The sequence below is a fragment of the Amphibacillus sediminis NBRC 103570 genome (genome assembly GCF_001552275.1).
Classification (GTDB): Bacteria; Bacillota; Bacilli; order Bacillales; family Amphibacillaceae; genus Amphibacillus_B; species Amphibacillus_B sediminis.
This window is the reverse complement of sequence record NZ_BCQW01000017.1, coordinates 50647-74445: the sequence shown is the minus strand read 5'-3', so window position 1 is coordinate 74445 and position 23799 is coordinate 50647. Positions and strand designations below refer to the sequence as shown.

The window sequence follows — 23799 nt, the reverse complement described above, 5'->3', positions numbered from 1 at the left end:
AGGTTTGTTATTGGATTGCTTGAACGAATGTTTCGGTAATGAGCTGTGGTCGAGTAATGGCACTACCAACCACAATAAAATCAGCTCCAGTCTCTAAAGCACGGGCTGCTTTAGCTGGGGTATCGATCCGGCCTTCAGCTACGATTGGAATAGTTACACGAGACTTTAGCTCGCGTAGGAAAGCAAAATCATCATCAGCTAAAGCAGTCCCCTTCGTTTCAGCTGTGTAACCAACTAATGTAGTGGAGACACAGCTAAAGCCTAGCTCTTCTGCGGCTATGGCTTCCTCAATCGTGGAAACATCAGCCATTGTATCGATTTCCGGATCGGTCTGATTAATAAGAGCGACTAGATCACTAAGCTGTTCATTGTTTGGACGTTTGCGATTCGTTGCGTCGATTGCGATAATTTCTGGCTTAACATCAAGTAACGCCGTCACTTCTCGCTTGGTTGCAGTAATGAAAATTTCTGAATCATCATAGTCTTGTTTTATAATACCAATTATTGGTAAGTCAACTTCGTTCTTAATCGCTGCGATATCCTGAACAGAGTTTGCTCGAATTCCAGCAGCTCCACCTTGATAAGCAGCGAGCGCCATTTTTCCCATAATCTCAGACGAATGTAACGGCTCATGCTCTAATGCTTGGCATGAGACCACCAATTTACCTTTTAATCTCTCTAATGTATTCATTATTGATCTCCTAACGCTTCTTCCACTTCATTTTTAATACCAGTAACTTGAGGGCCGTAGATCACTTGGACACCATTTCCGCTTACGACCACCCCATGTGCTCCAGTTTGCTTTAAGCCATCCTTATTCACTAGCTCACTGTTAAAGACACTGACCCGCAGGCGTGTAGCACATGCATCTACATCCTTAATATTAGCTTCTCCACCCAACTGATTGATAATGGCTGAGGCACGTTCAGTTTTAGATAGGCTAGCTTCTTCTGTTTCGAGTTGATCACGACCAGGTGTTTTATAATTAAATTTTTTGATCATAAATCTAAAGGTGAAATAATAAAGGAAGAACCAAGGAACACCGATAATCGGTACCCAAAACCAGTTCGTTCTGGCCGCACCTTGGAAAACACCGAATAACAAAAAGTCAATAAAGCCACCGGAAAAGGTTTGACCAATGGTAATTTCAAAAATATGTGCAAACATAAAGGCTAAGCCATCAAAAAACGCATGAATAACATATAAGACAGGCGCAATGAATAAAAATGAAAATTCAATTGGCTCAGTAATACCTGTCAAAAATGATGTTAATCCAGCAGATAGCATTAAACCGAGGACTTTCTTTTTATTCTCAGGTTTTGCTGTATGATAAATGGCTAAGCATGCCCCTAGTAAGCCAAACATCATCGTAATATGACGTCCTGACATAAAGCGTGCCGTTCCAAGGAAGAATTGGTCAACAGACTCAAGCTGTGCTAATTGAGCAAAGAAAATATTCTGTGTTCCCTCGATTAGAGAACCATCGATAACCATTGATCCTCCAAGGCTTGTTTGCCAAAACGGTAGATAAAAGATATGATGCAATCCAAATGGCCCTAGGAGTCGTAAGACAAAACCATAAATTAATGTACCGATATAACCTGTTGCATCAACAATTTGACCAAGCTGGGTAATGCCGGCTTGAACAAACGGCCAAAAGTAAAAGAGAATAATACCTAAAAAGATCGATGCAAAGGACGTAATAATTGGAATAAAACGTGAACCACCAAAAAAACCAAGGAAACGTGGCAATTCTATTTTGTTATAGCGTTGATGTAACCAATAAGTTAAGATCCCTGTTAAAATACCACCAAAAACCCCTGTTTCCAGCGATTGAATTCCTAAAACCATTCCTTGCCCTGCACCTGCAATATCCGTTTCAGCCATTTGCCCCGTAATTGCCAGCATCGCATTTATTGTGGCATGCATAACGAGAAAGCCAAACATCGCTGCAAGTCCCGCAGTTCCTTTATCACTACGTGCTAAACCGATGGCAATTCCAATCGCAAAAATGACCGGTAAGTTACTAAAAATGATATTCCCTGCAGAGCTCATCACGGTAAAAACACCTTGTAACCAGCTAATATCTAAAAATGGATAGGCCTCGATTGTGGCAGAGTTACTAAAAGCTCCACCAATACCGAGCAGCAATCCTGCAGCTGGTAATACCGCTATGGGAAGCATAAATGACTTACCAAAACGTTGTGCCTTTTCAAAAAAAGCATTATTCTTTTTCATCTTGTCACCTCTTTTAAATATTTGATAATAGTTTACACCTTATATAAAATTATGTAAATAGTTTTTATTATTTTTTATCGTAGTGTAACTAGCTGGGGCTAGATTACTCGCCCCATCGAAGGGCTTTTTTGTAAGACTCTCACTACAAGAAATAAAGGAACACGTCATGTCTAAGTGGGAGATCCAACAGTCAGTAACGGCTCGATTGGTCAAACAGTGGGGGAGAGAGGAAGCTGACTAAGTCCGTGACGTCGTGTCGCAACGTCTGCACGAGCACATCCTATGCGTCGAAACCCCCGCTGAACAAAGTTTCACTTTATATTTCTTTGCCAATTACAGAGGGATAAAGAAGCAAATTATTTATATTATGTCCAGTTTGAAAAAATTTTTCACCTGAATTTCGAGATTTATTTTTAAATCGCTTTCTTGACTGTCAATAATCCTTTCATCGGTCTAGACAACTAAATGAATAGTCTGGTAAAATAGACGTATAATAGAAGGGGAATGGAGGTTATTACAAAATGATGAAATATCTACAGCGTTTAGGCCGTTCTTTAATGCTGCCAGTTGCCGTTTTACCAGCGGCCGCTATTTTATTAGGTATAGGTTATTGGATTGATTCCACAACATGGGGAGCAGAAGGTGCCTTGGCAGCTTTCCTAACAAGTGCAGGTGATTCCATTATCGGGAACATGGCTGCTCTATTTGCAATAGGTGTGGCATTGGGGATGTCTAAGGACAAAGACGGATCAGCAGCTTTAAGTGGTTTAGTCGGTTGGTTTGTCGCTACAACATTATTATCAACGGATACCGTTGCATTATTACGTGGCATCGATGTTGAAGCTGTCTCACCAGCTTTTGGTGCAATCGAAAATGCATTTATTGGGATTATTTCTGGTTTAGTAGCAGCGGCTATGTATAATCGCTTTAGTCAGGTGAAATTACCAGATGCTCTTGCCTTTTTTAGTGGTAAGCGCTCTGTACCAATTATGACAGCAATTTCTATGTTAGGGGTTTCTGCTCTTTTATTTTTTATTTGGCCAGTTGTTTATGAGGGGCTAGTCAGCTTTGGGACCGCATTTAGTGAGCTAGGTGCTTTTGGTGCAGGGCTATATGGCTTCTTTAACCGAATCTTAATCCCTACTGGTTTACATCACGCCTTAAATCAAGTATTTTGGTTTGATATGGTTGGGATTAACGATATTGGTAATTTTTGGTCTGGAGAAGGTGTTAAAGGAATAACGGGTATGTATCAAGCAGGATTTTTCCCTGTAATGATGTTTGGTTTACCTGCTGCTTGTTTAGCGATGTACCATACGGCCAAGAAGGAGAAGAAAAAACAAGTGGCTGCGTTACTGATGGCCGCCGGTTTTGCAGCTTTCTTAACGGGAGTAACTGAACCGATTGAATTTTCCTTTATGTTTGTGGCACCAGCCCTATTTTTAGTTCATGCTATTTTAAGTGGTATTTCCTTAATGGTTGCTGCTTTGTTCAATTGGACTGCCGGATTTGGCTTTAGTGCGGGCTTTATTGACTTTTTTCTAAGCTCTCGTTTACCTTTAGCCAACTATCCATACATGTTGATCATCCAAGGGCTTATTTTTGCGGTCATTTATTATGTACTATTTCGTATCATAATTGTTAAATTTAATCTAGAGACACCGGGGCGTGGAGAAAGCGACAATGAGGAGATCGAGGAATCGACGACAAGTGATGATAAATATGCCAGGATGGCGTATGAAATTTATCAAGGCTTAGGCGGGGATGACAACGTACTCTCTGTCGATAATTGTGTCACACGGTTAAGACTAGAAGTTAAAGATATGAAAGCTGTTGATCAGCAACGAATAAAAAACACGGGAGTACCCGGTATTAATATTATTGATGATCATAATATCCAAGTAGTCGTTGGTACACAGGTTGAGTCTGTAGCCAATGAAGTGCATAGCTTAAGGAAAAACTAGAAATAGACATATCAGGTGTATGTCTGGCTAGCGTTAAATTTATCACAGTGAACTGGCTGGGGCTGCGATTACTCGCCCCATCGAAGGGCTTTTGTAAGCCTCCCTCTTCAAGAAATAAGGGAACACGATATATCTAAGTGGGAGATCTAACAGCCAGAATCGGCCCGATTGGTTCAACTAACATTCAAAGGGGGAGAGGGGAAGCTGACTAAGTTTGCGACGTCTGCACTAGTACATCTTATGCGTCGAGATCCCCCTAAACGAAGTTTCACTTGATGAAGTGAAATATTTTTTCAAGGGTTTCATTTAAGCTCCATTCTAATACTAATGGTCGTTTGTGTTATGAAAGCATGTTACAATTAAAATCATAACTTCATTTGACTTTAGGGAGGTTTTTTATGACGAGTCAGAGATTACTTAATTGTCATGCATCTGATTTTAGAAAAATGAATCGAGACGAGCTCTTGCAAGCAATTAAGGCGAGTGAAGGACGTGTGCTAGTAAGTGAAACAGTTTGTGCGGCTCCGCCACTCTATCCAGGCGTCACTAACCAGGAAATTGTGACACGCTTTGGTGCTGATTTACTGCTCTTAAACATGTTTGATTTATTTAATCCTGTCATTGCAGGTGTTGAATTTACAGGAGATGCTTCAGCATTAATTGATTACATTAAAACGTTGACTGGTCGGCCGGTGGGGATAAACATTGAACCTGTGGATCCTCACGCTAAACCAGTTGAGCAACTGCTTAAACTACCCGAGGGGCGGACATCAAGTGAACATACATTGTCTGCTTTAAAAAATATTGATATCGACTTTGTATGTTTGACGGGTAATCCGCAAACAGGTGTAACCAATGACGAAATTGAACGGGCAATAAAACGAACCCAAGCATTAATTGGTGATGATGTTATTATCATCGCTGGTAAAATGCATGGGGCTGGTGTGTCAGGTGAAGCTGGAGGATTGATCATTGATTTAGAAACTATTGAGCGGTTTGTTCAGGCAGGAGCAGATATCATTCTCATTCCTTCGCCGGGAACGGTTCCTGGAATTACAGTAGATATGGCACATCAATGGGTTAAGCAAGTACATCAATTAGGTGCACTGGCCATGCTGACGATTGGCACAAGTCAAGAAGGCTCAAGTGCTCACACTATTGAACAAATAGCACTCCAAAACAAGATGGTTGGTGCAGACTTGCATCATATTGGTGATGCTGGCTACACAGGTCTCGCCATTCCAGAAAATATCACGACATACTCAATTGCGATTCGAGGAAAACGCCACACTTACCTTCGCATGAGTAGCTCACCGTGCCGTTGATTTTAGAATTTTGTGCCGAAAATTGTACGTATTTAAAACAGGCGATTCAAGCCGGTGTTGACCGAATAGAGCTGTGTGATAATCTGGCAGTTGGTGGTACAACGCCGAGCTATGGTGTAATTAAGCAAGCTGCTAACTTATCTGCAAGCAGTGGAGTAGAGCTGTCCGTTATCATTCGTCCAAGAGGCGGAGACTTTTGTTACAACGAACAAGAACTGACTATTATGCAAATGGATATCGAACAAGCGATAAAGCTTGGAGCTACTGGAATTGTCTTTGGCTGTTTGGGGTCAGATAATCGGATAGATGAACAGGCATGTCGATCTCTAATGCGTGATTGCTCGGGCATTGATTTTACATTTCATATGGCCTTTGATCAGATTAATATCGGTAATAAATTTGAAGCATTGGATCAAATAATTGAGCTCGGCTTTGATCGTCTACTATTACATGGGAATAATCCTGAAAAAAGTGTAATCGAAAATGCAGAGGAAATTAACCGGTATATTGATTATGTCTCAGGTCAGCTAGAAATTATGGTTGGTGGTGGCATAACAGCTGCTAACTTAAAGGAAGTTAAACAAGCTGTTAATACCAATATTTTTCATGGGACAAAAATTGTAAAATTTTAAGCGAAATAAAGTCAACTCTCTAAAGGGTTGACTTTATTCATTAGTTGAATTTGACCTTGGTCATCTACTTTGACCCCTTCTTGGCGTAAGAGCATAATTTGAGTATCGCGCCCTTCTCCTTCTGGAAGAGAAATATGGTAATGTACGTTAACGACTCGATGCCAAGGTAAGTCATACTTAGCGCTCATGGAATGGAGAATGCGTGCGACTTGTCTAGCTCCACGCGGATGACCAGCTTGCTTCGCTATCTCACCATAGCTTCTCACCTCGCCTGGTGGTATCGATTTTATCAGTTTAATCACATTTTCAGTAAAAGGTTTCATGATTCACCTCATTATTTTTATCGCAGTGTAACTGGATGGTGCTGCGATTACTCGCCCCATCGAAGGGCTTTTTTAAGCCTACCCCTTTAAGAAATAAGGGGGACACGTCATGTCTAAGTGGGAGATCCCGCAGCCAGTAACGGCCCAATTGGTTCAACTAATGTTAAGTGGGGGGAGATGAAGCTAACTAAGATCGCAACGTCTGTACGAGCACATCCTATCCGTCGAAACCCCCACAAAACGAAGTTTCACTTTATCGAATTTAGAATTTCAACTTTATCGATAGTACAGATAGTTCCCCAGCTGATCATAATGCCATATTTCTTCTTTATCTGATATGAGGTTAAGTAATTCATTTAATGCCGTGTATGCCTTTGTTCGAGCAACAAGCGTATGATCAATATACATTAGTGATTGGCGTGCCATTTCCTTTGCGCGCTTGATCCCCTTGTCTTCTGTCTCAGAAAGTACTTCACGTACAATATCCAGTGACCAAGCGGCTTGTGATACGGTTCGAATAATTAGTATACGGCGAATATTGGTTAAAGAATAGATACGATACCCGTTTTCGTGATGCCGATCAGGAACTACTAGTCCTTCTTTCTCCCAGTGGCGGATTGCAGAGGTCGTAACATTGGCAATTTTAGCAACTTGACCAATTGTATAAGGGCCTTTTTTCCTCTGTTTACTGTCGAACCATTCTATTTCTTCTAAATCTAGCATTGCCACCATTTGTTCTGCTGAACGCCTTTGTTCTTGTAACTCAGACTGTGCTAGATTAATCTGCCACAATGCCTCTAGCGTCTTCCCTTTAATCAACATTGGCATGACTTTTCGTACTAACTTCATACCAAATCCAATATTTAATTTAACAATGCATGTGAAATAGGCTGCATGAACCTCTGTGTACTGACGGTAGCCATTTTCTGCTCGTGGAACTTCCGGAACAAGCCCCCAGCTTTCATAGTGCTTTAATGTACTTGTACTTACATTACATAAACGGGCAATCTCTGCTCCTTTCAAAAGGCTCCCCCCTTTTTAAAAGCTTTAGCAAATAAAAAAATCGTTGCTTAGGTACCTCAACTATTAGCGGGTTTCCACACTATGTAAATTCCCACGGTTAGCTACACGCATGGCTTATCAGGAACCATCTATTACAGATTACTTTCCCTCCCGATAAAGTTAGATGTGACAACTACTTAAGTGAATGTAATGCTCATCGCTAAGAAGTTGTTCCACTTTAGCATATCCTTACATTATTATAACCTATCACAATAAGGCAGCCTATTTCAAAGTTAGAGACTTTTCACCTATGATATTAGCTGTCTTTTCTACAAGCACTACCATTTGATAGATTCAATTATTTTGACGTTGCTCATAGTGATCAAAGTTATCACAGTTCTGTTCAATTCTAAAATTCATTAAAGTAAAAGATTAAAGTACATGACGGGTTTTGCTTCGGATATTCCACTCATCATCGGATTAATAAAAATTTAACTTGTTCATTTGCATAAATGTGATACTCTAGTGAGGTAAACAAAAATTAAGAATAATAGTTGTCTGTGCCAAGGCAATACAGATATTGTTTACCGAATCTGATCTGAAATGAGGAGTGATGTTGATGGTGAGAGCTGCTGATTATGCAATAGAAGCACATGGGCTCGTCAAAAAATTTGGTGATTTTACAGCTGTTGATGGGATTGATCTAATGATTGAGCAAGGCTCAATTTTTGGCTTCCTTGGGCCAAACGGAGCTGGTAAAACAACCACTGTTCGCATGTTAGCGACTCTGTTAAAGCCCGATGGTGGGAACGCAACGGTATTTGGATATGATGTAAGCACTGAAACGAAAGAAGTGCGTCAACGTATTAGTTTAACAGGACAATATGCGTCCATCGATGAAGAATTGAGTGGAATAGAAAATTTGGTCATGATTGCTCGCTTAATGGGTTATGCTCGTAAAGATGCTAGGAAACGAGCAGAAGAATTATTAGCAGCATTTGGACTAACTGAAGCGGCAAAAAAACAAGTGAAGAATTATTCAGGAGGGATGCGCCGCCGCCTGGATATTGCTGCAAGTATTGTCGTAACACCTGATCTGCTATTTCTAGATGAGCCAACAACTGGTTTGGACCCTAGAAGTAGAAATCAAGTTTGGGATGTTGTTCGTGCTTTAACGAAGGCTGGAACAACCGTACTACTAACAACTCAATATCTAGAAGAAGCAGATCAATTAGCTGATCGCATTGCCGTTATTAATAAAGGAAAAATAATTGCAGAGGGAACGGCTAGCGAATTAAAGTCTTCTGTAGGGACCGGAATGTTACATGTTCGTTTAGTTAATTCAAGCGATCGTGAAAAAGCAGAGACGGTGCTTTCAAAGCGATTAGGTACAGTCATTTACGAATCCTCACGTGATTCAGAGCTGCGAACCAAAGTCGAAAATGCTTCAGTAGCGACTCAAGCCTTGGCTGATTTAGAGCAGGCTGGGGTTATGGTGGCTGAATTTTCGCTTGGGCAGCCTAGTCTAGACGAAGTATTCCTAGCTTTAACTGCAGAATAAACATTTGATAAAATCACCTTAGGAGGAACTGATTTGAATAAACGAGATGTCATCGATAATCAGCAATTGCATGCTGCTTTAACAACCAACAAACGTCCAACTCCCCCGAACCCTTTAAACGCTGTTTTCACCTTTGCGTGGCGAGCATTGTTAAAAGTAAAACACCAACCGGAACAATTACTAGATGTCGCGGCATTACCTATTTTGTTCCTGCTGATGTTCACGTATTTATTTGGAGGAGCTATTGCGGGATCAACTAAAGAATATTTACAGTTTATCTTACCTGGAATCTTAGTCCAAACCGTGACCCAGATCACCATGTATACAGGGATGGAGTTAAATAAGGATATTCAAAAAGGCTTCTTTGACCGTCAACGTACCTTGCCCATCTGGCTTCCGTCTTCATTAATTGGTGCATTATTAGTCGACTCTTTACGTTATATTATCGCATCTACAGTCATGGTAAGTTTTGCTCTTATTCTAGGCTTTCGCCCCCAAGGTGGAATCATTGGAGTCGGACTTGCTGTCGCTTTACTAATCATATTTTGTTTCAGCCTATCTTGGATTTGGAATACATTAGCATTGATTATGCGTTCTGAGCAAACCTTGATGATGACAAGTATGATGGTTATCTTTCCACTGACATTTTTAAGTAGTGCATTTGTAGACCCGAGCACAATGCCTCGCTTCTTAGAAGGATTCGTCAAAATCAATCCGATTTCGTTGCTTGTAGATGCCGTTCGTGGCTTGATGCATGGAATAGCAAGTGGACAAGATGTATTGTGGGTCTTACTTTCATCTGCCATATTGATTGTCATCTTTGCCCCATTGACTATGTATTTATATCGTAATAAAAAATAACAAGTTTCAAAGAAGATTTTAGCTCTTCTTTTTTTATCGCAGTGCAACTGGCTGGGGCTGCGATTACTCGCCCATCGAAGGGCTTTTGTAAGCCTCCCAGTTCAAGAAATAAGGGAACACGTCATTATCTAAGTGGAGATCCAATAGCCAGTAACGACCCGATTGGTTCAACTAACGTTCAGTGGGGAGAGAGGAAGCTGACTAGTTCGCAATGTCGTGTCGTAGCGTCTGCACGAGCATGTCCTATGTGTCGCTCCCCCCCACTGAATGAAGTTTCACTTTATAATTTGTAGCGGAAACAATCTACGGTATGGTCATTAACCATTCCAGATGCTTGCATAAAGGCATAGCAGATGGTTGGACCAACAAACTTAAACCCATCACGCTTTAATTGTTTACTCATTTGATGACTTTTTGTTGTTGTGGCTGGGACTTGATCTATGCTCTCCCAGTGGTTCTTAATCGGTTTACCATCAACAAACTGCCATAAATAACTTGAAAAAGACGGATACCTTTCTTTAATCTTATAATACGCATGTGCATTCGTCACGACACTCTTAATTTTTAACTTATTTCTAATAATGCCTTTGTCTTGAAGCAGTTGATTTAGTTTAGTCTCGTTGTAATGGACGATTTTTTCCGGCATGAATTGGTCAAAAGCCTTTCGGTAATACTCCCGTCTTTGTAAAATTGTCCACCAACTCAAGCCTGCTTGAGCACCTTCAAGACAGAGTATTTCAAATAATTGATGATCATCATAAACGGGAATACCCCATTCGTGGTCGTGATAATGTTGATAGAGTGGCTCATTTGTTACCCATGCACACCGACGTCTATGCATTAAAATCAAACCTCCTTTTTCGGCCTTCCTAAAGTTATCAGCCTATTCGCTGTTACTCTTAGTGGAAATTATTTCTGTCCCCCTCGTGTCTTTTGATAACTATTTACTAGTATACTTTTTTAATCATGAAGTTGAAAGGAACGAAAGAAACTTTGTCAGGTTATTTGACTAAAATGTACTTAATTTCAATCCATACGGGTATAATATATTCAGATAAGATCGATATTAAGAAATAGTCAAACTGGTATAGACAACTATATATGTTACTGGTATACTGTAAGAGTAAAAAAGCGTTTACATATTAGTGGAGGTGATTAGCAGATGTTAAAGGACTTGTTACCTAGAGCCCATATGCAACAGGTTGATCATATCGAGACATGGGAGGAAGCGATTAAACTTGCCAGCGAACCTTTATTAAAAGCAGATTATATTGAAGAAGCTTACGTCGATCATATGATTGCAAGTGTCAATCAAAATGGGCCTTATATTGTATTAATGGATTACTTTGCTTTGCCACATGCTAAGGCAGGTGAAGGGGTTAATCAACTTGGAATGGCGTTACTTAAAGTGAATCAACCTGTTGATTTAAAAGGAAATCCAGTTAAAGTCTTTTTAGTATTGGCAGCGATTGATGCTGATAGTCATATGCAAAGCTTACAGGAAATCTCAGAAATCTTGAGTGATGAGGCAAACTATAAAAGCTTTATAAATGGTGACTTGGAAGAGATTGTTCTATTATTAACGGCTGAATAGGGCATTAAGTCCTTTCACATAATAAAGAAGAGAAAGGAGGATGAAGATGAAATTTCTAGCAGTTTGTGGTTTTGGTGTTGGATCATCTATGGTTTTAAAGATGTCAATTGAAAAAGTCTGCCAAGAACGAGGGATTGACTGTGAGGTAGAAAATACGGATGTGAGTTCAGCGAAGGGAACAGATGCTGATGCTGTATTTACCTCAGAGGAGCTGGGTCAAGAATTAGAAAATAATGTTAAATGTCCAGTATATCCGATTAAGCGCTATATGGATAAAGCAGAAGTAGGACAAGCCATTGATAAATTTTTTGAGAATGGAGGAAACTAAGCGATGATGGACTTTTTAACTGATAATATATTGCGTAATCCCCCGATTCTTTTGGGTTTAATTGCGATGATCGGCTTGATTGTACAACGAAAAAACATTGCTGAGATCATTAAGGGTTCGTTAACAGCAGCATTTGGTATGATTATATTGGATACTGGGGTAGGTTTAATTGTCTCAACTATTTCTCCAATTAATGAGGCATTTCAAGAGGTTATCGCAGGTGATCTAGCCGTTACAGAGGGCTTAACAGATGCGACCTTTACTGCAACATATGGTGGTGATGTTGGTCTTGCGATGTTTACGGGACTTATTCTTCACCTCTTAATTGCACGTTTTACCAAGGTGAAAACCATTTTCTTAACTGGGCACATGCTTTGGTGGTTCCCATTCATCTTTGTTGCTGCTGGAGTAGAAGGAGGTTTAAGTGGCCTATCATTAATTTTGTTTGGTGCTCTTTTATCTGCTTTATATTGGTCATTTATGCCATGGATCATGCGCAAATATGTTTGGGCAGTAACAGAGGATGAGTCCTTCTTAATTGGTCACCCGACTGGGGTTTTAAGTTTAATCTCTGGTTTTGTTGCTAAACGTGTCGGTAATAAGGCCAACTCTACTGAAGATATTAATGTGCCGAAGAATCTTTCCTTCTTTAGAGAAATATCTGTAACAGGTACAATCGTTATTCTTTTAATGTACATTGTCGTCTATTTTATTGAGCCAACCATTGCTGAAGGACAGAACTTTATCTTCCTAGGTATTAATCAAGGTCTTACTTTTGGTGCTGGTTTACTCATAATGTTACATGGTGTACGGATGTTAATTAATCAGATTATCCCTGCCTTCCAGGGTATTTCAGAAAGACTTATCCCTGGAGCTATTCCAGCATTTGATGTCCCGATTATTTTCAATTATCGACCGAATGCAGTAATCATTGGCTTTATCGCAGCCATGATTACATCAACCATTATGATTGTTATTGCTAATGTCTTTAATATTTTTGGCATGATTTTGATCCCACTTGTGGTAACCTCGTTCTTTGAATGTGGTGGAGCAGCTGTTATTGGTGAAGGACAAGGTGGGCAACGTGGAGCGATTATTGGTACAGCGGTTGCTTCGATTGTGATGGTTGCACTAATGGGTATTTCTGTTATTATTTATCAGTCAACCATTCAAAATTGGCTACTAGTCTTTGGTGGTAATGATTTCTCACTATTTGGTCCGATTGCGAAGTGGATTGCTGACTTATTTGCGGGAGTGTTAGGCTAATATGTTTCAATATTTTGATAAGATTCGCGAGATCTTGGATAAGGTCGAACAACATGAACATCAACACATTTATGCGGCAGTAGACATCATGACAACAGCTATTCTTAATAAGCACTCGATCTTTGCCTTTGGTGCCAGTCATGCTGGTATTATTACGCAAGAGCTCTATTTTCGTGCTGGTGGATTAATCAGCATTAATCCGATCTTTGGGCGCGAGGTGTTGCTTGATACAGAGCCTATTACCCACACAAGTAAAATGGAGCGAATGGCTGGCTACGGCACTATGCTCGCAAATAAAACGCCTTTTCAGGAGGGGGATGTCCTTATTTTACATTCCGTTTCTGGGCGTAACCCTGTTACAATTGAGATGGCAATCAGCGCTCAAGAACAGGGTGTTAAGACAATAGGAATTACAAACTTAGCATACTCAAAAACGGTCTCATCAAGACATCCGAGTGATCATAATATGTATCATTATTGTGATGTTGTCATTGATAATCATGGTGATATTGGTGATGCAACTGTTGAAATCTCTGGACTTGAGCAAAAAGTTGCTCCAAGCTCAACAGTTGTAGGAGCAACTATTGTCAATACGATTGTGTCAGAGGTGGTCAAACAATTAGTTGAAAAGGGGATCGATAAGCCACCGATTTTTTATAGCGCCAATCTAGATGGCGGTGATCAATTGAATCAAGCGTTATTTGAACAATATAAAGAAACCATTCACTATCAGTTCTAATTTAAAGGCTTAGTCATAAGTTAGAAAAGAAAAGCCGTGCCAGAACAAGCTTTGCTTATACTGGCACGGTGCTTTGTTTGTTGTCGTTTCTAACGCTTCATATACATATTGAATTTATATTTATCTGCACGATAAGCACTTTTAACAAACTCAATAGGCGTTTCATTTGAATCTTTTAAATAAGACGTTCGTTGCATTAATAAGATAGGCTCACCTTTGTTAATCTTCAAATACTTAATTTCCTCTTTATTACCGAGGGCAGCTTCAATCGTTTGATAACCATAATCAATCGTTAGATTAAGTTTATTCTCTAAATACTGATAAAAAGATTTTGTTATATCGACTTCATCAATATCGCCAATTATTTTCACAGGTGTGTAGATTGTTTCAAGGGCAATCGGTTCATTATCAGCTAAGCGAAGTCTTTTAAATTCATAGACGAGATCATCTGCTGTTAATTTAAGCTTTTCACTGATCAGTGGTGTATGATTCAATGTGCGAATGCTAATCAGCTCTGAAGAAGGGACAAATTCTCGCTTCCTCATATCTTCACTAAAGCTTGTTAAACCAGACAGATCTTGTTCAAATTTCTGATCTGCTACGTACGTGCCTCGTCCCTTTTGGCGATAAAGCAAACCTTCATTAACCATATTATTAATCGCTTGACGTACAGTCATCCGACTTATTTGGTACTCCTCAGCAAATTCGCGTTCAGAAGGCAGCGCATCTCCGGGACCAAGCTCTTCATTTTGGATTTTCTTTTTTATCTCTTCCTCAAGCTGATAATAAATCGGGATAGGTGAGTTTTTATTGATCATGACAACGGTACCTCCTTGAAACACCTGTTCTAATGATAATTTTATCAAAAAAAAAGACATCTGTATATGTCTAATGTTATAGACCACTATACATATTGAATGTTCGTCAGCTCATAGCGTTTGCTTCGCGCTTATTCACCATTATCCGCTATATTTCCCAGGAAATATTTCTAGTTTCAATTTAAAGGCATCTGGAAAATGAGTTTATCTTGGGCTTTAATCCCGTATTCGTAGATAGGAGGGTGGTAGTGATTAAAAAAATCTAATTCAACATGGGTTAAACGAAACCCCACTTTTTGATAAAACGCTATATTAGCAATGCTAGAATTAGCTGTTGCAACAATCATTTTCTGATAGCCTCTAGTTTTAAATAATTGTCGAGCTTCTTGAATCGTTTGTTTGCCAAAGCCCTTACCACGAAAGTCTTGGGCAAAAGCAAAATTTTTTAACTCAACTGTTCGATGTTCTGGAAAAGTGAACAAAGCAATGCCAATGTCTTGATGATTCGTTTGGATCAGATATAATTCTCCCTCATTCATATAGCTTTTAACCATATCGATATTTTCGTCAGCCATTAATAATAGCTCAAGATAATTATTACGGCTTTCAAAAGGTACAGTAGAAAGTTTGATGGCTTGCATAATCAGTCCCCCTATAGATTTTTTATGTGATAAAGTGTATCATGATTTAATGGAGATATGAACGATTTTTGTCGAAGTGATTTTAACGATAATTATATAATTGAACTTGTGCGAAGGGTAGAAACAAATGAAAAAAATTACTAAAATTATTTTACAAGTAGCCATTATTCATATTTTTCTTTTCCTAGCTATCGGTATTAAGGCGTTATGGCCAGTCCCATTACCTACAACCATCATCGGCTTGATTCTATTGCTTTTGGCTCTTCAATTTAAGCTGATTAAACTAGAATGGATTGAAGAAGGTGGACGTTGGTTAATGGCTGAATTACTATTGTTTTTTATTCCGTCTGCCGTTGGAATCGTAAACTATCAAGAGATTACTAGCTTACAAGGCTTAGGTCTTGTGCTCATTATCGGCTTGAGTACAGCAGTTGTTATGGGCGTAACAGCTCTAGTTGTCGAGCGATTAGGAGGGCGTACATAATGCAAGTTGTTTTCATGATCATTTTAACTTATGGCTTATATCGTCTGGCAAAGTGGCTGGCAAAACGTATACCTATCTTATTGTTTCATCCATTATTGTTTACACCAGCTTTGATAATTATAGTAATTCACTTACTTGACATTGAGCCGACACATTATAGTGATGGAACAGCTTTGCTGACTCATATGCTCGGCCCAGCCACCATTGCTTTTGCAATTCCTATTTATAAGCATATCCATTTCTTTAGAAAAAACTTTGCTATGATCATGATTGCAGTAATCATTGGATCATTTGTGGCGATTTTCTCTACATTAGCTTTGGCCCTATTGGTAAAGCTTGAGCAGCATTTATTAATTAGTCTATTACCGCGTTCAATTACGACCCCTCTAGCTATGGAGGTTTCGGCTAGTATCGATGGTGTACCAGCCTTAACCATTGTCTTTGTTATCCTAACAGGAATAATGGGTTCACTAATGGCTCCATTTATTTTTAAAATCTTTCGTATCAAGACTCCAATGGCGAAAGGTTTAGCGCTAGGGATGAGTGCACACGCAGTGGGAACAAACCGGGCCATTGAGTATGGTGACGAAGCGACAACTTTTTCAACATTAGCGATGATCTTTGCTGGTATTGTTACCGTCATATTAGGCCTTACCCTACTACCACAGCTAGTAGCTTTACTATAAAGCTACTAGCTTTTTTTACTGCAGTGTAACTGGCTGGGGCTGCGATTACTCGCCCCATCGAAGGGCTTTTGTAAGTCTCTCACTACAAGAAATAAGGGAACATGACATGTCTAAGTGGAGATCCAACAGCCAGTAACGGCCCGATTGGTTCAACTAACGTTCAGTGGGGAGAGAACAAGCTGAAAGTTTCGCGACGTCGTGTCGCAACGTCTGCACGAGCACATCCTATGCGTCGAACCCCACTGAACGAAGTTTCACTTTATAAGCAAAATTCATGTCAAGTAAATAAAAGTAGTTTTCTTTAACTTTTAGAGGCCAGGTTAGCTGTTATTTCTAACAAATACAGAGTGCTAATGAACAACTGTCTTTAAGCTTAAAGTACCACAATTATAAGGGCTGAGAAAATTCCCGTTGCTTGAGAAAAGTGTCTATCTTTGGATTTGGTTCCTAACTACTTGATCGCTATTGTAACCCTTTACATCGTCTGTTTAAAATGTAACTGATAGAAAAATAACAAAAAAGAGGTGAATGAATATGCAGGAGAAGCTTCAGCGGTTTGGTGGTGCAATGTTTACCCCCGTTTTATTGTTTGCCTTCTCAGGTATTATGGTGGCACTTTCGTTAATGCTTAATAATCCAGATATCGTTGGTTCAATAGCAAACGAAGGGACAACTTGGCATGCGATATGGCGTGTTGTCGAGGACGGAGCATGGACCGTATTTAATCAGATGGAACTTTTATTTGTGATAGGTATCGCGCTTGGATTAGCGAAGATGTCTAATGCTCGTGCTGTAATGGAGGCAGTTGTCCTTTATTTAACCTTTAATTATTTCTTATCTGCACTCTTAGCACATTTTGGCCCTACATTCGGGGTTGATTTTATGGCTGAGGCTGGGGGTACGAGTGGATTAAAGCTGATTGCTGGAATTAAAACGCTTGATACAGGTATTATTGGCGCTATTTTAATATCCGCATTAGTGGTTTGGATTCATAATCGCTACTTTGAAACGAAGCTACCCGAATGGCTTGGTATTTTTCAAGGCTCATCATTTGTTGTTATTATTGGCTTTTTTGTGATGATACCTATTGCAGTACTAGTTGCTTGGATATGGCCAGTTATTCAATCAGGTATCGAATCGATGCAACATCTTATGGTCTCTTCAGGAACATTAGGTGTTTGGTTATATACGTTCTTGGAGCGGATTTTAATTCCGACAGGCTTGCATCATTTTGTATATACTCCATTTGTATTTGGACCAGCTGTCGTTGAAGGTGGTATTGTTACGGCATTTATGGAAAATTTGTCTGAGTTTGCTAGTTCCAGTCATTCACTAAAAGAGCTTTTTCCTGCCGGCGGCTTTGCCTTACATGGTAATTCTAAATTATTCGCCGCGCCAGGTATCGCGCTAGCCTTCTACTTTACAGCAAAAAAAGAAAATCGAAAGAAAGTGGCTGCTTTAGTCATACCCGCAACTTTAACGGCTGTACTTGCTGGTATTACCGAGCCGTTAGAATTTACTTTCTTATTTGTGGCTCCGGTATTGTTTTTTGTTCATGCCATACTAGCCGCAACAATGGCAGCCACGATGTATACTTTTGGTGTGGTCGGAGATATGGGAGGCGGTTTAATTGAGATCGCTTCAAAGAACTGGATTCCATTATTCGGTAGTCATGGTGGTACTTATCTTGTTCAAATTGGAATTGGACTGATTTTTACAGCCATTTATTTCTTCGTCTTTCGCTTTCTTATTTTGAAATTTAATTTCATCACACCGGGGCGTAGTGATGATGAAGGACCGAAGCTTTACCGTAAAGCAGATTATAAGGCTAAAAAAGCGGATATTGCTGAAGGTCGACAAGCCAGTAGTCAATATCTGGCCCAAGCTCAAGCCTTTTTTGAAGCTTTAGGTGGTGCGAGTAATATCGATTCGGTTAACAACTGTGCCACTCGCCTACGTGTTCGTGTTAAGGATCCGAGCTTAGTCGCAGAAGATACGGTATTTAAAGAAGGTGGGGCTCATGGAGTTGTTAGGAATAAACACGCATTCCAAGTAATTGTCGGCTTATCCGTTTCACAAGTCCGAGAGCAGTTTGAAAACCTATTAAAGGATTCTGCATCATAATAGCAGAAATTTATCGAGCGAAGCTCAATAAAAGCTTGGCGCAAATACGCCAAGATGCATTTGATTAAAAATAATAAACAAGGGGCGATTTAACATGAAAAAATTTTCAATTACCATAGCAGGTGGGGGGAGTACGTTTACACCAGGTATTATTCTAATGCTCTTAGAAAATCTAGACCAACTCCCAATTCGACAAATAAAGTTGTATGATAATGATCAAGCACGTCAACAACAAATTGCGGATGCTTGTCAGGTCATTATTAATGAAAAAGCATCTGACATTGAGTTTTTGGCAACGACAAATCCAAAAGAGGCCTTTACAGACATTGATTTTGTCATGGCACATATTCGAGTGGGAAAATATGCGATGCGTGAAAAAGATGAAAAAATCCCACTTAAGTATGGTGTCGTCGGTCAGGAAACTTGTGGTCCAGGAGGAATTGCCTATGGGATGCGCTCAATTGGAGGTGTATTAGATTTAATTGATTATATGGAGACATATTCACCTGATGCCTGGATGCTTAACTATTCGAATCCAGCAGCTATCGTTGCTGAAGCAACACGAGTGTTACGACCAAACTCAAAGGTCTTAAATATTTGTGATATGCCGATTGCCATTGAGAATTTAATGGCTAACATTCTTGGACTACAATCAAGAAAGGAAATGACCGTCAATTATTATGGTTTAAATCACTTTGGCTGGTGGACAGCAATTCGAGATCAAAATGGTGTTGATCTAATGCCAGCATTAAGGGCACATGTTAAGCAGCACGGCTATGCCATTAATTTTGATGATAGTGGTCAACATGTCGATGAGAGCTGGAGAGCAACTTTTGAAAAAGTGAAGGATGTCTATGCACTTGACCCAGAGACATTACCTAATACTTACTTAAAATATTATTTCTATCCACAAGATGAGGTAGAACATAGTCAGCCAGATTATACACGAGCCAATCAAGTGATGGATGGTAGAGAAAAGTTTGTTTTTTCCGAATGTAACCGTATTGCCAAAAATCAAACAACAGAGGGCTCTGAGCTTGAGATAGATGAACATGCTTCCTATATCGTAGATTTGGCAAGAGCTATTGCCTTTAATACACAGGAACGAATGCTACTAATTGTTGAAAACAAAGGAGCAATTGAAAATTTTGATCCGACAGCAATGGTTGAGGTTCCTTGTATTGTTGGTTCGAATGGACCTGAACCAATTGTGCAAGGTCGCATCCCTCGTTTTCAAAAAGGATTGATGGAGCAGCAGGTCGCAGTTGAAAAGCTTGTTGTAGAAGCATGGCAAGAAGGTTCATATCAAAAGCTTTGGCAGGCAATAACCTTATCACGTACTGTACCAAATGCCCGAATTGCTAAACAAATTTTAGACGATTTAATTGAAGCAAATCAGGGGTATTGGCCAGAATTAAGCTAATGCAAAGGGACTTGATCATCACGGTCAAGTCCCTTTTCTCGAATTACTTCCGCAAAGCTAGATGCTAGGTCTGCTCTAGAAATCCATCACTTTCTCAAATACGAAGTGAATCATTTCCTATAACACGCTATACTTAGAAGTAAAGGAGATGATAGTGTGCTTAAAGATCTTATTAACAAATATTATGACCAATTATCTAACAATGACTTTTATGTGTTGGATTATGTGTTGAGCCACCTTGATCAATGTGCGACCATGACCATTAATGAGCTCTCCAAGAAATGTGCGACATCGAAATCATCTATCTTAAGATTAACACAAAAGCTTGGGTTTAGTGGATATAGTGAATTCAAATTCAGTCTAAAACATGAGGTGAAAGAATCTATGACGGTTGATGATTTTTTCCAATTAAGTCAAAAAGATATTAAGCTGACTGAAAAATTATTTCACAAAATTGATAAAACCCCGATTTATCGTGCAATTGATCAAGCTGAGACATTATACGGTTTTGCGACAGGCTGGGGCCAACGTAACGCATTAGAAGAATTGTCACGTTATCTCGTGTCTTGTGAAAAGACTCTCTACATTATTCCAGCCGCTACAGAATTAAATATCGCGATTTCTCGAATAAAACCTACCGATTTAATCATCTTTATTTCGCTTAGTGGTGACGTAGAAAATATTATTCATGAACTAAAAGCACTATCGATCAGACAGATTCCAACCCTTTCGATTACAAGCTTTAAAAATAATCACTTAGCAGAATTATCAACCTATCATCTTTATTACACTACCTCAGATTTAGGCTATCATTTTGGCGTGGAGCAGAAATCGTTTATTGGTTTGCAGTATATCATTGATTTATTATTTAGAGGATATCTTAATTATACGATCCATAAATGATAGTTAGTCAACGTGATGACGGCTGCTAGCATGCGACTATTGTTTTAACAGACCATCGAGCTCTGTAATCAGCTTATTGTGATCAGCTATTGCTTGAGTCAAAGCATCAAGCTTTTGCTCAGCTTCTTTAGCTTGAGCTAAATAGCGCATGCCTTCATGAATATAAGATTTATACTGCACAGTCAATGCATCAATTTCTGTTTGATATTTTTCATCTGTGCCTGGTTCAACACAAGTTTGATAAAGATCGATAAGCTCATCGCGATGTCGGCTTGGCTGATAAAGGTGCGGACTTGTGCTGTCAAATATGGCCGTACTCAATTCACGAATAATGACCATATCATAGCTATCAGGGTCGAATCCGCAATGATAAGCTTCCACTTGATAATTTAAAGACTCAGCTTTGGCGATAATCTGTTTTAACATCGTTGATTTGCCTGTGCCAGCTCTTCCTTTAATAAAGTAGCGTTTGTTTAACTGATTGGTTAAAGTCTCGATATAATCATAAACGCCTGTTGCTGTAGAAGCACCTAAAAAGCGATGTCGAGTTACAGCATCAGTAGCTTGATTACTTTTATGTGAAAATATTTGATCAATGAGTTCCGTAGTGATCAGATTAGCGGTCTGAAAATCCATTCTCTCAATATAGATTTTTTCTAATTGATCATGGATATCTAATCCTGTAGCAAAAGATTTGTAAGCAGATTGTAATGCTTGTTCTTTGTCGTTCCTATATTTAATTTTTTCGGTGCTGTTATTTGGTAAATCAGTAGCTTTCGTAAAAATCGTTAAGTCGATTAATTGTTCTGATCTCCCTGTATTTTCTAAGGAATAATCAGGATGATTGGTACGATCAATAATAGCAGAGCTAAGCTGCCGATTAATAACACCTGTCATGTTCGTTCGGTCTAACCCATTAAGTAAGACTTCAAATTGTTCACCATCGTTCTGCCACTTTTCAATGAAATAATGCATGCATTGCTGCCGATCTTTATGAGTTGCGCCTTCTAAAAACAAAACGTGCTTTACACCTTCTAGGTTACTTGTTATTAGGTCACGATACCCCTTGGCAGTGTGTACACTTGGAAAATAGGTCAGCTGTTCGATTGTGAACACCTCCTTAAATTTAATTATGACAATGGCTAAAAGGACAGGTATCCCAGATAGACTGTCCTAATAAAAAAGTCAGCTTTTCAGTAATATTAGTTTATGCTTTAAAGTTAGAATCCATGTAAAAAATCTTGATTAGGGCTAAGTTAACCAGGAGCTCGTCATCTTTCTATCGTTCTTAAATTTTCTAACCGTATGAATACCAGATCAGTTGATCAACAATAATTGCTGAAAATGATAATATTTTTAAGCCACTTTGAAGATAGCACATCCTGTTTTATTTTGAAAATAAAGTGAAACTTCGTTCAGAAGGGGTTTCGACGCATAGGATTTGCTCGTGCAGACGTTGCGAACTAAGTCAGCTTTTTCTCTCCTCACTGAACGTTAGTTGAACGAATCGGGCCGTTACTGGCTATTGGATCTCCCACTTAAAAATGACGTGTTCCCTTATTTCTTGAAGTGGAAGTCTAATGGCCACCAGTTACATTGCGGTAGTCGAACAATTCTTTGAATATTATCCTAAATCCGAGCGGGAAACCTTTTCTTTTGCAAAAAGTTTGGAGAACTTTCGGTTCACTGAATAAGGAGAATTAAATAAGCGTCTCTTTGAATGACACTTTAAGTCAAAGAAACCAACATAGTAAGCTTAGACCATGTCGGTTCCTTGACTGAAGTGCCAATATAATAGTGGGCTATATCGGATTTTCTTCCTCTAAACAAGTGTAGACAGATAAATTTTGCGACTAGTTTGGTGTTGTTACTTTTAGTTAGCTAGGATATCTTCAATCCGGCTTATGACCTGCTCATCTAGTACAACCTCAGTTGCTTTAACATTTTCCTCAACTTGACTTGGACGACTAGCTCCAATTAAGGCACTCGCAATATTAGGCTGACGTAATATCCAAGCGAGAGCAAGTGTAGGTAATGAAATATTTAGCTCATTAGCAACCTTACTTAACTGACCCACTCGTGCTAGAACATCGTCTTGTAACCAATTGTTAATAAAGTGATTAATCGAGGACTGAGCTGCTCGACTATCCTTAGGGATATTCTGGCCATTATATTTCCCTGTTAACACGCCTTGCGCCAGTGGTGAAAAGACGACTTGTCCAATACCGTATTTTTCACTAACAGGGATAACCTCTTTTTCAATATAACGATTAAGCATATTATATTGTGGTTGATTAACAACAATACGATCGAGAAGATATTTATCAGCAACTCCAACGGCTTCTTCAATTTGAGCAGCTGTCCACTCACTTACCCCAGCATATAAAATTTTACCTTGGCGAATAAAGTCGTCAATGGTACGTAATGTTTCATCTACTGGAGTTTCAGGATCATAACGATGACAATAAAAAATATCAACATAATCTACTTTCATCCGTTTAAGGCTCGCATTAAGTTGTTCGGTTACATGCTTACGTGATAGACCACGATCATTTGGGCCGTCTCCCATTGGCCAAAAGGCTTTGGTTGTTAAGACGTAAGATTCACGGGGATATGAACGAAGCGCTGTTGACATGACACGCTCTCCTTCACCATGCTCATAAACATTTGCAGAATCAAAGAAGTTAATGCCCAATTCATAAGCTTTATGAATCGTTTGCTCAGCGAGATTATCTTCAACAGTTTTACCATAGGTTAACCAGCTACCTAAGCTAATTTCACTTACTTTTAAACCAGATCGGCCTAAACGTCTGTACTTCATCCAATCGACTCCTTTTTAATATCGTTATACTCATCAACATGGCTCACCATTTTCGATAAACCTCAC

General features: G+C 39.3%; 23 protein-coding genes. 14 read left to right on the top strand and 9 right to left on the bottom strand.

Going from position 1 to position 23799, the window contains the following annotated elements; all coding sequences use genetic code 11:
* Positions 1 to 7: 7 nt before the first annotated feature.
* Together ASE01S_RS10960 and ASE01S_RS10955 are read right to left on the bottom strand one after the other, a co-directional pair.
* On the bottom strand, positions 8 to 691 hold the full coding sequence (locus tag ASE01S_RS10960; RefSeq protein ID WP_067842034.1) for an N-acetylmannosamine-6-phosphate 2-epimerase: 684 nt from the start codon (positions 689 to 691) through the stop codon (positions 8 to 10).
* On the bottom strand, positions 691 to 2238 hold the full coding sequence (locus ASE01S_RS10955) for a PTS transporter subunit EIIC (protein WP_067842032.1): 1548 nt from the start codon (positions 2236 to 2238) through the stop codon (positions 691 to 693). The genes ASE01S_RS10960 and ASE01S_RS10955 overlap by 1 nt, the downstream gene beginning before the upstream one ends.
* Positions 2239 to 2759: 521 nt before the next feature.
* Between ASE01S_RS10955 and nagE the strand changes: the two genes are divergently transcribed.
* The 3 genes from nagE (at position 2760) to ASE01S_RS10940 (ending at position 6159) form a co-directional block, all read left to right on the top strand.
* Entirely contained in the window at positions 2760 to 4202 is a 1443-nt protein-coding gene (gene nagE / locus ASE01S_RS10950) for an N-acetylglucosamine-specific PTS transporter subunit IIBC (protein ID WP_067842030.1), read from the top strand.
* Positions 4203 to 4600: 398 nt separating this feature from the next.
* Positions 4601 to 5527 (top strand): DUF7916 family protein, encoded by a 927-nt coding sequence (locus ASE01S_RS10945; protein WP_067842026.1) that lies wholly within the window; start codon positions 4601 to 4603, stop codon positions 5525 to 5527.
* The gene (locus ASE01S_RS10940) at positions 5518 to 6159 is read left to right on the top strand and encodes a copper homeostasis protein CutC (protein WP_067842025.1); all 642 of its coding nucleotides are present in this window, start codon (positions 5518 to 5520) and stop codon (positions 6157 to 6159) included. Before ASE01S_RS10945 ends, ASE01S_RS10940 begins: the two co-directional genes overlap by 10 nt.
* Before the next feature lie 11 nt (positions 6160 to 6170).
* Here the strand turns inward: ASE01S_RS10940 and ASE01S_RS10935 are convergent, their stop codons facing one another.
* Both ASE01S_RS10935 and ASE01S_RS10930 read right to left on the bottom strand, forming a co-directional pair.
* Entirely contained in the window at positions 6171 to 6482 is a 312-nt protein-coding gene (locus tag ASE01S_RS10935; RefSeq protein ID WP_067842023.1) for an MGMT family protein, read from the bottom strand.
* A 276-nt stretch (positions 6483 to 6758) separates the two neighbouring features.
* Positions 6759 to 7505, bottom strand: coding sequence for a MerR family transcriptional regulator (locus tag ASE01S_RS10930; RefSeq protein ID WP_067842022.1), 747 nt, complete (start codon positions 7503 to 7505; stop codon positions 6759 to 6761).
* A gap of 598 nt (positions 7506 to 8103) precedes the next feature.
* Between ASE01S_RS10930 and ASE01S_RS10925 the strand changes: the two genes are divergently transcribed.
* On the top strand, positions 8104 to 9045 hold the full coding sequence (locus ASE01S_RS10925; protein ID WP_245630363.1) for an ATP-binding cassette domain-containing protein: 942 nt from the start codon (positions 8104 to 8106) through the stop codon (positions 9043 to 9045).
* Between the two features lie 33 nt (positions 9046 to 9078).
* Positions 9079 to 9906: an ABC transporter permease gene (locus ASE01S_RS10920; RefSeq protein WP_067842018.1), complete on the top strand. Its 828-nt coding sequence runs from the start codon at positions 9079 to 9081 to the stop codon at positions 9904 to 9906.
* 280 nt (positions 9907 to 10186) lie between these two features.
* On the opposite strand, the gene ASE01S_RS10915 is transcribed toward ASE01S_RS10920, so the two are convergent.
* Positions 10187 to 10747 (bottom strand): DNA-3-methyladenine glycosylase I, encoded by a 561-nt coding sequence (locus ASE01S_RS10915; RefSeq protein WP_067842016.1) that lies wholly within the window; start codon positions 10745 to 10747, stop codon positions 10187 to 10189.
* 321 nt (positions 10748 to 11068) lie between these two features.
* On the opposite strand from ASE01S_RS10915, the gene ASE01S_RS10910 reads away from it, so the two are divergent.
* Genes ASE01S_RS10910 through ASE01S_RS10895 form a run of 4 tightly spaced genes read left to right on the top strand, consistent with a single transcriptional unit; the run spans position 11069 to position 13833 of the window.
* Positions 11069 to 11500 (top strand): PTS sugar transporter subunit IIA, encoded by a 432-nt coding sequence (locus ASE01S_RS10910; protein WP_067842013.1) that lies wholly within the window; start codon positions 11069 to 11071, stop codon positions 11498 to 11500.
* A gap of 46 nt (positions 11501 to 11546) precedes the next feature.
* Positions 11547 to 11828 (top strand): PTS sugar transporter subunit IIB, encoded by a 282-nt coding sequence (locus ASE01S_RS10905; protein ID WP_067842012.1) that lies wholly within the window; start codon positions 11547 to 11549, stop codon positions 11826 to 11828.
* A 3-nt stretch (positions 11829 to 11831) separates the two neighbouring features.
* The gene (gene ulaA / locus ASE01S_RS10900; RefSeq protein WP_217995654.1) at positions 11832 to 13094 is read left to right on the top strand and encodes a PTS ascorbate transporter subunit IIC; all 1263 of its coding nucleotides are present in this window, start codon (positions 11832 to 11834) and stop codon (positions 13092 to 13094) included.
* A 1-nt stretch (position 13095) separates the two neighbouring features.
* A complete protein-coding gene (locus tag ASE01S_RS10895) occupies positions 13096 to 13833 on the top strand; it encodes an SIS domain-containing protein (RefSeq protein ID WP_067842010.1) in 738 nt (245 codons plus the stop codon).
* An 89-nt stretch (positions 13834 to 13922) separates the two neighbouring features.
* Here the strand turns inward: ASE01S_RS10895 and ASE01S_RS10890 are convergent, their stop codons facing one another.
* Together ASE01S_RS10890 and ASE01S_RS10885 are read right to left on the bottom strand one after the other, a co-directional pair.
* Positions 13923 to 14651, bottom strand: coding sequence for a GntR family transcriptional regulator (locus ASE01S_RS10890; protein ID WP_067842007.1), 729 nt, complete (start codon positions 14649 to 14651; stop codon positions 13923 to 13925).
* Positions 14652 to 14827: 176 nt separating this feature from the next.
* Positions 14828 to 15292 carry a GNAT family N-acetyltransferase gene (locus tag ASE01S_RS10885; protein WP_067842005.1) on the bottom strand — a complete coding sequence of 155 codons (465 nt, stop codon included), beginning with the start codon at positions 15290 to 15292 and terminating at the stop codon, positions 14828 to 14830.
* A gap of 127 nt (positions 15293 to 15419) precedes the next feature.
* Here ASE01S_RS10885 and ASE01S_RS10880 point away from each other — a divergent pair, with 127 nt between their 5' ends.
* From ASE01S_RS10880 to ASE01S_RS10860, 5 genes are all read left to right on the top strand, one after another.
* The gene (locus tag ASE01S_RS10880; RefSeq protein ID WP_067842002.1) at positions 15420 to 15776 is read left to right on the top strand and encodes a CidA/LrgA family protein; all 357 of its coding nucleotides are present in this window, start codon (positions 15420 to 15422) and stop codon (positions 15774 to 15776) included.
* Positions 15776 to 16462, top strand: coding sequence for an LrgB family protein (locus ASE01S_RS10875; protein WP_067842000.1), 687 nt, complete (start codon positions 15776 to 15778; stop codon positions 16460 to 16462). The genes ASE01S_RS10880 and ASE01S_RS10875 overlap by 1 nt, the downstream gene beginning before the upstream one ends.
* A gap of 534 nt (positions 16463 to 16996) precedes the next feature.
* Positions 16997 to 18586, top strand: coding sequence for an alpha-glucoside-specific PTS transporter subunit IIBC (locus ASE01S_RS10870; RefSeq protein WP_067841998.1), 1590 nt, complete (start codon positions 16997 to 16999; stop codon positions 18584 to 18586).
* A gap of 94 nt (positions 18587 to 18680) precedes the next feature.
* Positions 18681 to 20009, top strand: a complete 1329-nt coding sequence (locus ASE01S_RS10865; RefSeq protein ID WP_067841996.1) for a 6-phospho-alpha-glucosidase — start codon at positions 18681 to 18683, stop codon at positions 20007 to 20009.
* Between the two features lie 156 nt (positions 20010 to 20165).
* The gene (locus ASE01S_RS10860) at positions 20166 to 20912 is read left to right on the top strand and encodes a MurR/RpiR family transcriptional regulator (protein ID WP_067841994.1); all 747 of its coding nucleotides are present in this window, start codon (positions 20166 to 20168) and stop codon (positions 20910 to 20912) included.
* A gap of 36 nt (positions 20913 to 20948) precedes the next feature.
* On the opposite strand, the gene ASE01S_RS10855 is transcribed toward ASE01S_RS10860, so the two are convergent.
* Together ASE01S_RS10855 and ASE01S_RS10850 are read right to left on the bottom strand one after the other, a co-directional pair.
* Complete coding sequence (locus ASE01S_RS10855) at positions 20949 to 21929, bottom strand: hypothetical protein (RefSeq protein ID WP_157065200.1); 981 nt, start codon at positions 21927 to 21929, stop codon at positions 20949 to 20951.
* Between the two features lie 856 nt (positions 21930 to 22785).
* Entirely contained in the window at positions 22786 to 23733 is a 948-nt protein-coding gene (locus tag ASE01S_RS10850; protein ID WP_067841992.1) for an aldo/keto reductase family protein, read from the bottom strand.
* Between the last annotated feature and the right edge of the window lie 66 nt (positions 23734 to 23799).